General features: G+C 51.4%; 14 protein-coding genes. 8 read left to right on the plus strand and 6 right to left on the minus strand.

The genetic code is table 11. The features are described from left to right. Positions 1-5: 5 nt before the first annotated feature. The 4 genes from CBE72_RS17715 to CBE72_RS17730 all read right to left on the minus strand — a co-directional run bounded on the left by CBE72_RS17715 (position 6) and on the right by CBE72_RS17730 (position 1,973). Entirely contained in the window at positions 6-314 is a 309-nt protein-coding gene (locus tag CBE72_RS17715; protein WP_100145430.1) for an AzlD domain-containing protein, read from the minus strand. Next, complete coding sequence (locus tag CBE72_RS17720) at positions 311-1,081, minus strand: AzlC family ABC transporter permease (RefSeq protein ID WP_243891476.1); 771 nt, start codon at positions 1,079-1,081, stop codon at positions 311-313. Before CBE72_RS17720 ends, CBE72_RS17715 begins: the two co-directional genes overlap by 4 nt. Next, on the minus strand, positions 1,078-1,200 hold the full coding sequence (locus CBE72_RS17725; RefSeq protein WP_308419683.1) for a helix-turn-helix domain-containing protein: 123 nt from the start codon (positions 1,198-1,200) through the stop codon (positions 1,078-1,080). The genes CBE72_RS17720 and CBE72_RS17725 overlap by 4 nt, the downstream gene beginning before the upstream one ends. 308 nt (positions 1,201-1,508) lie before the next feature. Then, positions 1,509-1,973, minus strand: coding sequence for a hypothetical protein (locus tag CBE72_RS17730; RefSeq protein ID WP_100145436.1), 465 nt, complete (start codon positions 1,971-1,973; stop codon positions 1,509-1,511). Positions 1,974-2,640: 667 nt separating this feature from the next. On the opposite strand from CBE72_RS17730, the gene CBE72_RS17735 reads away from it, so the two are divergent. From CBE72_RS17735 to CBE72_RS17770, 8 genes are all read left to right on the plus strand, one after another. Next, positions 2,641-3,159, plus strand: a complete 519-nt coding sequence (locus CBE72_RS17735; RefSeq protein ID WP_025009852.1) for an Hcp family type VI secretion system effector — start codon at positions 2,641-2,643, stop codon at positions 3,157-3,159. 156 nt (positions 3,160-3,315) lie between these two features. Beyond that, positions 3,316-5,388, plus strand: coding sequence for a type VI secretion system Vgr family protein (locus CBE72_RS17740; protein WP_100145438.1), 2,073 nt, complete (start codon positions 3,316-3,318; stop codon positions 5,386-5,388). Positions 5,389-5,392: 4 nt separating this feature from the next. Then, positions 5,393-5,920 carry a DUF4123 domain-containing protein gene (locus CBE72_RS17745; protein ID WP_093982729.1) on the plus strand — a complete coding sequence of 176 codons (528 nt, stop codon included), beginning with the start codon at positions 5,393-5,395 and terminating at the stop codon, positions 5,918-5,920. A gap of 1 nt (position 5,921) precedes the next feature. Continuing rightward, entirely contained in the window at positions 5,922-6,212 is a 291-nt protein-coding gene (locus tag CBE72_RS17750) for a PAAR domain-containing protein (protein WP_025012114.1), read from the plus strand. Positions 6,213-6,222: 10 nt separating this feature from the next. After that, entirely contained in the window at positions 6,223-6,579 is a 357-nt protein-coding gene (locus tag CBE72_RS17755; RefSeq protein WP_096141319.1) for a hypothetical protein, read from the plus strand. After that, the gene (locus CBE72_RS17760) at positions 6,569-8,368 is read left to right on the plus strand and encodes a lipase family protein (RefSeq protein ID WP_100145440.1); all 1,800 of its coding nucleotides are present in this window, start codon (positions 6,569-6,571) and stop codon (positions 8,366-8,368) included. Before CBE72_RS17755 ends, CBE72_RS17760 begins: the two co-directional genes overlap by 11 nt. A 2-nt stretch (positions 8,369-8,370) precedes the next feature. Further along, positions 8,371-9,468, plus strand: a complete 1,098-nt coding sequence (locus CBE72_RS17765) for a hypothetical protein (RefSeq protein ID WP_100145442.1) — start codon at positions 8,371-8,373, stop codon at positions 9,466-9,468. A 135-nt stretch (positions 9,469-9,603) separates the two neighbouring features. Then, positions 9,604-10,653: a hypothetical protein gene (locus CBE72_RS17770; protein WP_157929109.1), complete on the plus strand. Its 1,050-nt coding sequence runs from the start codon at positions 9,604-9,606 to the stop codon at positions 10,651-10,653. Between the two features lie 4 nt (positions 10,654-10,657). Here CBE72_RS17770 and panP read toward each other — a convergent pair whose 3' ends face one another. Further along, positions 10,658-12,304, minus strand: a complete 1,647-nt coding sequence (gene panP, locus CBE72_RS17775; protein ID WP_100145446.1) for a pyridoxal-dependent aspartate 1-decarboxylase PanP — start codon at positions 12,302-12,304, stop codon at positions 10,658-10,660. 140 nt (positions 12,305-12,444) lie between these two features. Next, positions 12,445-13,605, minus strand: a complete 1,161-nt coding sequence (locus tag CBE72_RS17780; RefSeq protein ID WP_100145448.1) for a glycerate kinase — start codon at positions 13,603-13,605, stop codon at positions 12,445-12,447. Positions 13,606-13,640: the final 35 nt, after the last annotated feature.

Genomic DNA, 13,640 nt, shown 5'->3' on the forward strand with positions numbered 1-13,640 from the left:
TGATGCTATTGGGTATAAATCCAGAAAAACACCGCCATGCTGACGATAGTGGTCAGCAGGGTGTTGCGGGTCAGCAGTGCCAGTAAGGCCGCCAGCAGGGCACAGCTGAGGTAGGGATTGCTCAGGCTCAGTTGCAACTCGCCGTCTCGCAGAAACACTATGGGGGCAAAGATGGCGCTTAATACCGCCGGTGCCGAAAAGCCAAGGAAAGCCAGGGTTTTCTTGCCAAGCCGTATCGGCAGCCCGGGCTCAAGCAGTAAATAACGGCTGAGTATTACCAACAGCGCCATGGTCAATATGGTTACCCAAATCATGCCTGCTCCTCGCCTTTATCTTGTGTTGTCTCAACCGGTTTAACTGGACTGCTGCCCAAGAGGCTTTGATAGAGATACCCCACAGCCATGGCGGTTACGGCGGCGATCAGCAGGCCTCCCGGGATTGCCAGTGCTTCACACAGGACGCTCAGCAACATGGCAGTGAGCACACATAAGGCGGTGGCAACATTGACTATCCTCGGCACCACCAAAGCGATAAAGGTGGCTGCGATGGCAAAATCCAGTCCCAAAGAGCCGAGATTATCCATAGAGCTGCCGGCGAGAATTCCGGCCAGGGTTGCCAGATTCCAGCCAAGATAAAAACTCAAACCAGCTCCCAGGGCGTACCAGGGCCTAAGGGTACTTTCCTTGCTTTGATTGGCCACCGCAAAGAGTTCATCCGTGAGCAGAAAACCCAGTGTCAGGCGCCAGCGCAGTGGCAAGGGGCTGATGGCTGGACGCATCGCCATGGCATACAGCAGATGACGCGAGGTGATTAATGCCGTGGTAACCAAAATGGCCAGTAGGCCTGAACCTGCCTTTATCATTCCGAGGGCGACCAATTGCGCCGAGCCTGCGAAAACAAATAGGCTCATGGCTTGACTCTCTACGGCGCTGAGGCCGGTTTCTAGTGCCAGCGAGCCGGCCAATATTCCCCAGGGGATAACAGCTAAAGTCAGTGGCATTACCGCCAGGGTACCCCGTAAAAATTCGCGGCCCCGGTTAAGTTCCTGAACGCATGATGATTGCTGATTGTGTATGGTCAATCTTGACTCCATCTTGATGATTTTTCTGTTTGAACAAATTGGCCCGGAGTGGTGCCGAATGCCCGTTTGAATTGACGGTTCAAATGGCTTTGGTCGCAAAATCCTGAGTCTTGCGCCACCTGGATGGGGGACTACCGGGGATTGTTACGGCCAATCCTGGCCGCCATGAAACAACAAGAATAAGTGTTAAGGTATGATTGAGTGAAAAGGGGCCCACACAGTTAGACCAAGTCTTAAACTGTAACTAAATTAATTGGTTAAGTTTTGCGCAAAGGTCACTTTGGATATAAAGGTTAATCCAAACCCCAGTAAATTTTAAAAAGAAATTTATCAAACCAACTCTATCTTGTACCTATATCGATGCTCAAACTCAGGGCGACCTCATTACAGATGTCTTTACCCGGTAATAAGCGCATCAACCCATTCATTACATTATCAATTCTTTAACTGCTTCTTCTATTGTGAGTTTCTTTTCTGATTTAATCTCTATCGAATCGGTCAATGGTGGAAAGTCTGTTCTACAGAAAGAAGGTGATACTTTATATGAGTAATCTCTTTCTCCTTCTTTGTAGGTTATTTCGTCGCCATGTAGTGATATAGGACAATCAACATCGAATTGTAGGACAAAAATGGATTTTATAATTACATTGCCATTCTCTTCTATTATTTCATTATTGATAGAGTCGAATAGATCCGAAAAGAACCCTCCTAACATATCATCAGCATCAAACTCGTTTATATTAGGGTTGGTACATGTGAGTCTTATGCTTGGAGATAGCTCTAAACCGCCAATTTCTATGATTGGGTAATGTTTATCCTCCACTATTTTTGTTATATCCGATGCGCGTAACTTCTGTGTGGCAAAAAATGTAAAACATTTTACTTCTATCATTTTTCTTTAAAAACAATTGGATGGATTATTGGTATGGAATTATATTTCTCGCTAAATGTCAATGCGAATCGGCAGTTTAGCACGGCAGTTGCAGGGGCCATGATGATGGATTAGATAGCCAAAGTCCGCTGATTATCAAATCTTGGTTCATGAAAATGTCCAATCTCCTACTTCCATCTAACTTATCAACTGGCCGAGACAGAGAGGTAACACGACAAATATGATTGACTTGATACAGATACTATTGAGTTGCCATGAGGCAGGTGAGGCTCCAGTGTTCAAGGCTCACCAAGGTCAGACCTATGTCTATGGCGCTCATCATTATTCCTCTGCCGGGCTCTCTATTTCGCATATTATCCGGCATATTAACCCGGGACCTTGCGTTGGATATTCTGTACACATACCCGTGCCGGTAAGAGAGGGATTGCGACGGTCAATCTTGTCCGCCATAAAGCAGCAAAAAATAAGTTTTTAAGGTATGACTGACTGATTGGGCAATTTCTTGCCCGCCGGGCAATTTTTTGCTCAAGTTCGGGCAATTTTTTGCCCAGCCAATTAGGCTATTTTTTAAACAGTAACGAAATCAATTGATTAAATTTTGGCACGAAGGTTGCCTTAGCTAGGAAGGTTAATCCAAACCTCAGTGAATTTTAAAAAGGAATTTATCATGCCAACACCATGTTATATCTCTATCGAAGGCCAAACTCAGGGCAACCTAACTGCCGGCGCCTTTACTGCGGAATCTGTCGGTGACATCTTTGTGGAAGGTCATGAAGACGAGATGTTGGTTCAGGAGTTCAATCACATTGTGACTGTGCCAACCGACCCTCAGTCCGGCATGCCTTCCGGTCAGCGTGTGCACAAGCCGTTCAAGTTCACCGTCGCGCTGAACAAAGCTGTTCCCTTGATGTACAACTCGCTCTCTTCCGGTGAGAAACTGACCAAGGTTGAGCTCAAGTGGTACCGCACTTCTATCGAAGGTAAGCAAGAGCACTTCTTCACGACCAAGCTGGAAGGCGCCACTATCATAGATATCAACTGCAATATGCCTCACTGCCAGGATCCCAATAAGGCTGACTTTACTCAGTTGGTTGAAGTGTCCATGGCTTATCGCAAGATAGACTGGGATCACGTCAGCGCCGGAACCTCTGGAGCCGACGATTGGCGCAAGCCCATCGAAGCATAATTCATTCAGCAACTGTTTTTCTAAGAGGTGTTCCGGCTGATAGCCGGGCGCCTCTTGTTATCTGATGTAAAGGTTTTGCAAATAGGTTTTCGATGACATTAAAAGAGTGATTCTATCGGATTAGAGTCAGGACGAACTCGAACAAGGATACCGGCTATGTTTTATCTTGGCAGTGGTTTGCGGTTTCATTTCAAGGCAGAAGCGGAGGCGGACGATAGTTTCAACCTGCTGTCGTTTGATTTTGATGAGCAGTTGTCCTCGCCCTTCAAGGGAGAGTTGATATTACTGAGCCGCAGGGATGATATTACTGCCGAGCAGATAGTCGATAAGAATGGCGTCTTGAGTATTTGGCAGGACGGTGTTCGAGTCAGGAGTTTTCACGGCATAATCAGTCGCTTTGCCAAGGAAGACTCGGGCCATAAACAGACCCAATACAAGCTGACCATGGAACCTGCCATGGCGCGGCTGCGGCTGAGACAAAACAGCCGTATCTTTCAGGAAAAGTCCCTCAAACAGATTTTCAGCACCCTGCTTGATGAAATGGGTATCAGTGATTATGCCTTCAGTTGGGATGCACGCTACGAGTCGGAAAAGCGCGAATACTGTGTTCAGTATCGGGAGTCGGACTTTGACTTTATCACCCGTCTTGCGGCTGAGGCCGGGGTGTTTTGGTATTTCGAATTCAGTGACGACAAACATACGCTGATTTTCTGTGATGCCACCAGCAAGCTGCCAGCGGCCAAACAACTATTCCCCTATAACGCCTTGAGCGGCGGTGACAGCGAAGTGCCTTTTGTCCGCAGCTTCAGTTACGCCAAGCAACTGGCGAGTGCCAAGACCGAACTCAAGGATTACAGCTTCAAAAAGCCCGCTTATAGCTTTTTACAGGATGATATTGCCAATCAGCTCGACTTCCAGCAAGCGGGATCTGAAGTGCTTTATGAGCACTATGATTATCCTGGGCGTTACAAGGATGACGCCCAGGGAGAGCTTTTCACGCGCGCCAGATTGCAGGCGTTACGGAATGAAACCCAAATGGCATCGGCAATGTCCGATATTGTTGATGCCGGTGCCGGTATCAAGTTCAACTTGGGCGAACATCCAGAAGCGGCGTTTAACCGTGATTGGTTGCTGGTTGCCGTGAAACACCATGGTGTACAGGGCGCCGCAGCAGAAGAAGGTAACAGTACCACCCCGACCCAATATGATAATGAATTACTTGCCATTGAAGGGCACCTTCCCTGGTTACCGCTTCCGGCCACCAAACCCTTGGTGACAGGGCCACACATGGCTATTGTCGTGGGGCCGGATAATGAAGAGATCTTTTGTGATGAATTTGGCCGGGTCAAGGTGCAGTTTCCCTGGGACAGATATGGCCGGGCCGATGAGCACAGCAGCTGTTGGGTTCGTGTCAGCCAGGGGTGGGCCGGTGGTCAGTACGGTTTTATGGCGGTTCCACGCATTGGTCATGAGGTCATAGTCTCTTTTCTTGAAGGCGATCCGGACCAACCTATCATTACCGGTCGCACATACCATGCTGCCAATCCTGTGCCCTATGTATTGCCGACCAACAAAACCAAAACCGTGCTCAAGACCCAAACCCACAAGGGGCCGGGATTCAATGAGTTGAGTTTTGAGGATGCCGCCGAAAATCAGCTCATCTATTTGCATGCCCAGAAAGACCATAAGCTGGAAATCAACCACGACCAGCACTATCAGGTGGGTAACGATAGAGAAAAGCACATAGGACGGGATCAGCGCCTGAACGTGGGGCAGGATGAGTTTCTGGAAATAGGTCGAGATCAGCAGGCATTGATTGGTCAGGATCAAAAGCTGGAAGTGACCAGAGACAGGCAAACCCTGATCAAGCGTCATTATCGCCTCGAAGTCATGGATCGTCGTCACGAGTACTCCAGAGCCAATCACGATTTGGAAGTGGGCGGCCATTACACCCAGAAGGTTGAGGGAAAGGTGTTATTGGAAGCCGGTGAAAGTGTACTGGTGCACACCAAGTCGCTCACCCTCAATGGCTCGGAGAAAGTCACTATTCAGGGGCCAGGAGGCAAGATACTCATAGATTCCGGCGGGATCACTCTCGAAGCTCCCAATATCAAGCTCAAGGGGCCAGTGGCTGTGACAACCGGGGCCAAGCCCCAATTGGCGACGCTGAAGAGTGCCGCAGAAGAGGGCAACCCGATAGTCGATCTTTGTCCCGATTGCGGAGAATAACAGTATGACTATGGTGAAGGAAAATAGCCTCAAGGCGTTTGGGCCCAACTACTTGGTCTTGGATGCAGCGCTATGCCCAGAGCCCCTGTGGTTTGCCAAAGGGGCCGGAGCCGAGTGTCATAGCCTGTTTGATTACCGGGATCAGGCATTGGTGGATAACGGCCCTTGGTTACTCCATCTTGCGGGACAGGATGAGCTGATACAACTGATGCTGGAGAAAGACACCCATGGCCACAGCGCGCTGTGGTGCAAGAGTGAGCTAGCCCTGCAGTCACTGAAAGAAGCACTGGGGCAAAGGTTGTATGCCGTCAAGCCTGATGGTGAAACTACTCGTTTTCGTTTCTACGACCCCAGGGTCTTACATCATTATTTAACCGAAGAAACGCAGGCCAGAAGAGATGCATTTCTTGAGCCTTTGGGGTCAGTGCTCTATGCATCGCTTAACCCCTTTCGTTTCAATAGCCATTGGCTGAATTGGCAAAGGGAGCCGGACGGATACGGCTGCCAGGCGATATCGATTAAGGAGGATTAATATGGGGACTCCGGTTGCTTTGAAAGGACATCAACATATTTGCCCTATGTTCAGCGGCAATACCCCTCATGTTGGTGGACCGATAAACCAGGGAGAAAGTGCTCTGACGGTCAACGGTATTCCTGTGGCCTTAACCGGGCACAAGTGTGACTGCCAGGTTGGCGGGCCAGATACCCTGGTTCAGGGACATCCGAGTTTGACCGTCAATGGCATCGCCGTGGTATTGCAGGGTGCGTCCACGGCCCATGGCGGCAAAGTCATTCAGGGAGATGCTGCCTTGACAGTGTCTTAAGGAGAAGCGAATGAGCTGGGAATTGAGTCAGGAAATCATGGATGCGATGCCAAACTGGCAAAGGCGAAACCAGATCCATGCCCTCGCACGTCACCTGTTATCACTGGAAAGTCCACCAACAGATGGGCAGGCATGCTATGACTGGCTCGAGCAGCAAGTGAGTCAGGCTTATCAATATGGATTCACCGAGCTGGGCCATCTGCGCTTGGTGGCCGAGGCCTTGTTTTTGGCACAAGTGTCACTCGATGACCCGGAAGTGAGTGCCATAGTCACCAAGACCGGCTTGCCTTCAGGACGAGCGGCTATCTTGTTGCAGTGGGCCAAGGAACAGCAATCTTCTACCATGGAGTCTGGTTATGAGCTGTAACGCTGATTGTAAATGCCGCAAGGGTATTGTGGCGCTGGTGTTCGTCCCCGGCATTATGGGCACCCGATTGATGAATAAAAAGAGTGGCGACTCAGTATGGGATCCTGCTGCCGGGGGAAAGTTCAGTGGTCCCAGCAGTACCGCCATGGAGCTGAAGGCCGAACGTGAAGCCGAGCTTGCTGCGGCGCAGGCGGACGATGATGATGGTTTCTTTGAGGGGATAGGTAAATGGTTTAATCGAAAGTGGATAGGGATAAAGGAAAAGGGACGCGAAATAGCGGAAACCGGCCGTAAGTACCGAACCAAAGCCGCCGCCTGGCCTCGGATCAAAGATTTGATTTTTGCCGGACCAGTGCAACGTAAGGCCTTGTTGGTTGATGGTAACACGGAGTATAAAAAAAGGCCGATTATCGATCGGGATGATCGTTTATTGGAGGTTGATCCTGGCACCGATAAGTATTTCAGGGTCTATACCTCAGTACCCAAGTCGCAGATGGAACTCAAAAAGCGTCGGGGTTGGGGCGAAGTGCTGTGGGACAGTTACGGCCCGCTGCTTCGATATCTTGAGTCGAAGGAGCCATTATTTAAACGCCTGTATCCCGGGCTGCAATTTCCGGTATTTGCCGTGGGCTATAACTGGATGCTCAGCAATAAAGTGGCCGGAGAGCGACTCAAGGATAAACTTGAGGAATTCAGGACGCAGTTACTCAAGGAAGATAAAGAAGGCGATAACCTGGGGCTGACCAGGGACGATATTAAGTTTGTGGTCATCAGCCACTCAATGGGTGGGTACGCCTCCCGCGCCGGCTTTATCTTAAGCGGCCTGGAATCTCAAGTCGAAGCTGTTATCCATGGCGCTATGCCAACCCACGGCAGCCCCTCCACCTATTTTCAGTTTCGCTGCGGCGCCGTCGGCCACGGTGCTTTGGGGCAGGTCGTCAAAATGGTGCTGGGCAAGAACGCCGCCGATACCACGGCAATACTGGGCTTTTGTCAGGGCGGACTGGAGTTGATGCCCAATAAGCTCTATGTGGATGCGGCCAATAAGGGGGAGTGGCTGTTTGTCAATAAGGATCCGGCGAAACAGCCGGAAAAACGAGAACTGTTGCAGATAGGCTATGGCAGTGGCATTTATGATTTCTACCGCCGTTTCGATACCTGGTACAGCCTGGTGCAGCCTCCCTTGTTGGCACCTGAGCTGGCCAATCCAACCGATGAGCAGCTGGAAAAACATAAGGATGCATTTAGGGAGCGCATCGCTGATTGTGAGAAATTTCATGACCAACTGGCGGCTAACTTTCACGCAACGACCACACTACTCTACAGCAATAACCCGGACACCAAGGCGTTTGATACCTGTGAGTGGCAATTGCAGAACAGCTTGACCCCGGGGCTGGAGACGGCGGCGGTGGAGCGCTGGCAAGTCATAGGCGATGAAAACCATGACTGGCTCTCTGTCAAGGGCGAAGTCAAGCTGCTGAGCCGCAGTGAACTGGCGGAGCATCAAGACAAGTTAAAGAGCTGGATGGAGCAGAACCGCTATGGCTATCAGCATGCCCACATGCCGCCTAGGGCTCAAAGTGCCAGCTTCAGGTTGGGTAGCGAGACGGCTAAGGGTGATGGTACTGTGCATGAAGGCGCGGGCAAGTATCCCAAAGGGGTGCAGACTATCGGCTTGGTGGCGACCCAGGATCACCAAGGGTTTTACAATTGCCCCGATGTCAGGGAGCTTATGGTCGGTGTGCTTCAGTCTTGGCTGCCGGATATTCACCAAAAATTCAAGGGGTAGAGATGGCTGAGGGTTATCGCAAGATGATTAAACGCGGGCTGCTCGGCAGTCTGGCAATGGTTTGTTTTTGGCAGGGAGAAGCTGTGATGGCGCAATCGGAAAAAATGCAGGAAGGGCCGGCGAGCATGGTGTTTACCAAACACTGTGTGGGCCGTTTTGAGTTTGAGTTACCCCAAGAGATGCAACTGCTCACCTCGGGTTATGGTCAGCCGCAGTTTTTTATCAACATCTATCATCAGAACAATACCGACCGAAAGAAAGGGGTGATAACCGGTGAGCATAGGCTTGAGCAATGGCTGGCTTATGTGGAGGAGTTGCGTATTAAAGACGCCGAACACTATCCGACCAAATATGTTATCAAAGATCTGGAGCCGAACTTGAAAACGGTGGTGTACTATAAAGACCGCAGAAAGTTAAACAAAGATCCAAACGCCAAGCATTTTTTTGCCAGCTTCTTTTTCAAGGATTTTCCGGAGCAGCAGTTGGGGATCAGTGTTGAAGGCAGTGCCAATGAATTCATTGCCCGCAATGCGCCCAATGTGGATGAGATATTGCAGCAGCGGCTGCAATGGATGCGTCAGGCGATAGATCAGATTGAATATCAGCCCTGGCCGCATAAGCAAGCGGGCGTTTGTTTGCAAAGAAATTTATTAGTTGCCAATCTTCAGCCACTCAAAGACGAACTCGGAGATTATCACGAAAACTATGGGGCAGAGTTTTTTAATGGTGCAGACAAAGGCTCAATGTTTAAGGTGTTAGTGAATGTGTACGGCAAAGGTGAAGAAAAAGCCTTGAAAGAGGAACTGAGCCGCTACAGCGGGATGATGGCCTTTTTCGCCAGCAGCAAGACCAAGGTGGCCGGGCGGGAAGGGCGGCTGTTTATCAGTGATGGCAAATACTCGGATACCCAGCGGGAGTTCACCTGGGTCAGCACCGACAGCAAAATCAACAGTGTCCGTTATGCCCATATGGAGATCAGCGGCAAGATAGAGATCAAGGACTTTCCTGCAATGGCGCCCTTGAATGCCACCGAGATGATAGTGGGGCTGCTCAAAGGCGTGCGGGTTAGAGAAAACGGCATGGTCGGAGTGAAGGACTAGCTATAAGAATGAAAGGTTGGAACTATTGATAGGAGCGAAAGGGAGAAACCTTTGATAAGAGCATGCCAGAAGTCCTTAAGTTTACTGCGGCGAAAGCTGTGGCCCTGCTGCCTAGTTTGTGCGGGTTTTCCGCTTTTGACTTACGCCGAGGAGATACCGCCAAGACCGGCCGGTATGGTGTTTACCAAACACTGTGTGGGCCGTTTTGAGTTTGAGTTACCCCAAGAGATGCAACTGCTCACCTCGGGTTATGGTCAACCGCAGTTTTCTATCGATATCTATCATCAGGATGATAAGGCAGAAAAGCAAGGGGTGATCACCGGTGAGCATAGGCTTGAGCAATGGCTGGAGTATGTGGAGGAATTGCGTAGTAAAGATGGAAAGCATTCACCCACCGAGTATGTAATTAAAGACCTGGAGCCGAACTTGAAAACGGTGGTGTACTATAAAGACCGCAGAAAGTTAAACAAAGATCCAGACGCCAAGCATTTTTTTGCCAGCTTCTTTTTCAAGGATTTTCCGGAGCAGCAGTTGGGGCTCAGCATTGATGGCCGTGCTAACAAATTCATTGCCCGTAATGCCCCCAATGTGGATGAGATATTGCAGCAGCGGCTGCAATGGATGCGTCAGGCGATAGAGAAGATTGAATATCAGCCCTGGCCGCATAAGCAGGCGGGTGTCTGTTTGCAAAGAAATATCTTGATCGCCAATCTTCAGCCACCGATTACCCCTTCAGGGCCTTATCCAACGAGCGCGTATAAGGAAGGCTCTTATCACGAAAACTATCAGGCGGAGTTTTTTAACGGAAAAGATTCACTGTTTGAGATCATCGTAAACGTGTATGGCAAAGGCGAAGAAAAGGGCTTGAAAGAGGAACTGAGCCGCTACAGCGGTATGATGGCCTTTTTCGCCAGCAGCAAGACCAAGGTGGCCGGGCGGGAAGGGCGGCTGTTTATCAGTGATGGTAAGTACTCGGATACCCAGCGGGAGTTCACCTGGGTCAGCACTGACAGCAAAATCAACAGTGTCCGTTACGCTCATATGGAGATCAGCGGCAAGATAGAGATCAAGGACTTTCCGCAGATGGCGCCCTTGAATGCCACCGAGATGATAGTGGGGCTGCTCAAAGGCGTGCGGGTGCGGGAAAACGGCATGCAGGGCGTGGCTCAGCATCGCCCTCAATAAATGTTTAGTTGCAGGCTTGCTTTAGCACCTGCAGTAGCCCGGTTTCAGAAGCTGCCAGCTCAGTTTGTTCGTTTAATACATCTGCCAGTATGGTGTCTGTGGTCAGCGGGTTGGCCAGCACCACCCGGAATACAGTCACGGTTTCTCTGTGATAACGGGCGGGTTGGATCCGGGTGCGGGACACAAAAGATTTGCCTTGTTCACGTTGTTTCTTCTGGATGGCACGAGTGAGGTCATCAAGAATACCATTGATCTCTTTGACCTTTTCAAGATTGCCCTGGGCCAATTGCCGGCTCAGAGCAGTTTGTGCCCAAGAGGGGCACCAACGGTAGGTGAGCAGGCACAACTCGGGCGCACTCACCAGTTCAAATTCGCTGTGTTGCTCAATCAAGCCGGCAAAGAAGCGGGCCTTTTCCAGCGAATTATTGATCAGTATTTCATAGCCTTCCTTGCCGATTATCTGCATGCAGGCATGCACCAGCATGGCCATTCCGGGGCGGGAACCTTCCAGAGTCTGGCTGCCCAAATCCTTGGAACCTTTACGCAAAATATATTCGGCATGATGCACTATCGCCCGCGCCAGTTCAGGCTGTTTGAACAGCACCATACCGGCACCCATAGGAACATACATCTGTTTGTGGGCATCTATGGTCACTGAGTCGGCCAGTTCTATCCCTTTGAGCAGATGGCGATATTTGCTGGATAACAAGCTGGCCCCGCCCCAGGCGGCATCAATATGAAAGTGGCAATTGAGCTCGGTTGCCAACTCGGCCAGCTCAGGTAGAGGATCTATGTTACCGGTTTCTGTGGTGCCGGCGACGCCAACTATCGCCATGACTCGGATGCCCTGCCGGGCCAGCTTGGTGGCCGCCTCGCGCATGGCGTCAACATCGACCTTATTGTTGGCATCGGTCGCGATTGAAACTATGTTATCCCGGCCAATGCCCAACAGATCGGCAGCTTTGCCCAGGGAGTAATGGCCGCGCTCGGACACCAGTATCGCCAGGCTCTTCCAACCGTAGTGGCAGAGCGCCGCGCCTAAGCCTTCGCGATTGATGCCGCGAAATTCACCGTCAGCCTTGAGCAGTTGGTTGCGGGCAATCCACAGGGCGGTGATATTGGCTACAGTGCCGCCGGAGCAGAAGGCTCCCAGAGCATGATTGGCGCTGTGCATCCACTGGTGGTAGAAGTCGGTGGTTTGACCATAAATGAGGTGATGCATCATCCCCAGCACCTGCCGCTCCAAGGGCGTGAAGGCTTTGGAGGTTTCGATTTTGACCAGATTCTGATTCAGGCCCACCATCATTTTCGACAAGGGCAACACGAAGTAGGGCAGCGCCGATGTCATATGGCCGATAAAGCTGGGGGCGGCGGTGTGTACTGAATGCGCCACCAAATTTTGCATCATCTCTTCAGTGTAGTCAGAAACAAATCTGGGTTGACGCGGGATTTCAAAGACCTGGAAATCCTTTTCGATTTCACTCAGGGGCTTTTCCAGTGCGGCGATATTCTGGGTCAGGAAACCGGCGAGATCTTGAGACAATGCCTGCTCTATGCGGCTCAGGGTCGATTCCGGTGCTTCGGGCACGGTAAAGATACGCATCAGAGAGTTTTCTGAGGCGGTGGCCTGGCGTTGCTTGCTGGCGGTCATGGGGCTTTGGTCTCACACTGTATCTGCCTGTGTCTGCACAGGTCTTGAAATGGCAGCTCACTTTACTGCAAGGATTGCGGTCAGACAAGTTGAAACTGAAACGAAAAAGCGGCGGGCCACAGAGGTTGACCCGCGAAAAATCAATTGGCGTTATTCAGTTGCAGAGCCAGCAGCGCGGCGATATTGCTTGAGGTGCGCTGCAGATTGGCTCTGGCTTCGGCCAGCGCCTTGGGCAAGTCGCAGGCCGAGGGAATGATATCAAAAATGGCGCTCATTCCCTGCTCCAGCACCAGCTCTGAACCCACGCCTAGACAGCCGGCAATACCAATCACGGGAATATTGCGCGCCTTTGCCAGGCGCAAAACTCCCATGGGTGTCTTGCCATAGATGGTTTGTCCATCTATGCGTCCCTCGCCGGTGATAACCAATGCAGCGCCTTCGAGTTTGGCATCAAGCCCGACGGCCTGCATGACTATGTCGATACCGGGGCGCAGCTCGGCGCCCAGAAATGCCATCACCCCAAGTCCCATGCCACCGGCGGCGCCGGCACCACTTTGCAGGCGCTTATCTTCAAAGCCGCTCTGAGCCAGGATATCGGCAAAGTGGCCGAGGGCGGCGTCAAGCTCGGCGACCATTTCCTCAGTGGCTCCCTTTTGCGGCCCGAATACCGCCGAAGCGCCGCGCTCGCCACATAAAGGGTTGTCCACATCACAGGCCACTTCAAAATGGCAGTCAGTTAGCGCCGGATGCAGTTGGCTGCAGTCCAGTGTTGCCAAGGCCGCGAGCGCCGCCCCGCCCGGGCCTATCTCCAGCCCGGCACTATCCAATAGTTTAGCGCCCAGCGCCTTGGCCATACCGGCGCCGCCATCATTGGTGGCACTGCCGCCAAGGCCGATGATGAAGTGGCGAATGCCACGCTCTATGGCATCGATAATTAGCTCGCCGGTGCCGTAACTTGTGGTGAGCCTTGGATTACGAAGCGCCGGGCTGACATGATGCAGCCCGGAGGCGGCCGCCATTTCGATAACTGCAGTTTTGGCGCCATGAGTGCCTTCTGTACCCAGAATACCGTAATGGGCCTTCACAGCTTGTCCGAGTGGGCCACAGACTTCAAGCTCGACCAGGTGACCGTTGGTCGCATCGACCATAGATTGCACTGTGCCTTCGCCGCCGTCGGCCACCGGCACTTTGAGGTACTCGGCATCCGGCAGCCTGAGTTTAAAGCCCGCTTCAATTTCATTGGCCACTTCGAGAGCGCTCAGGCTTTCCTTGAAGGAATCCGGTGCTATCACTATTTTCATCTGATTTCCTGTACAACGGGCTGCCGGTGAAACCG

The sequence above is a fragment of the Shewanella carassii genome (genome assembly GCF_002777975.1).
Lineage (GTDB): Bacteria > Pseudomonadota > Gammaproteobacteria > Enterobacterales > Shewanellaceae > Shewanella > Shewanella carassii.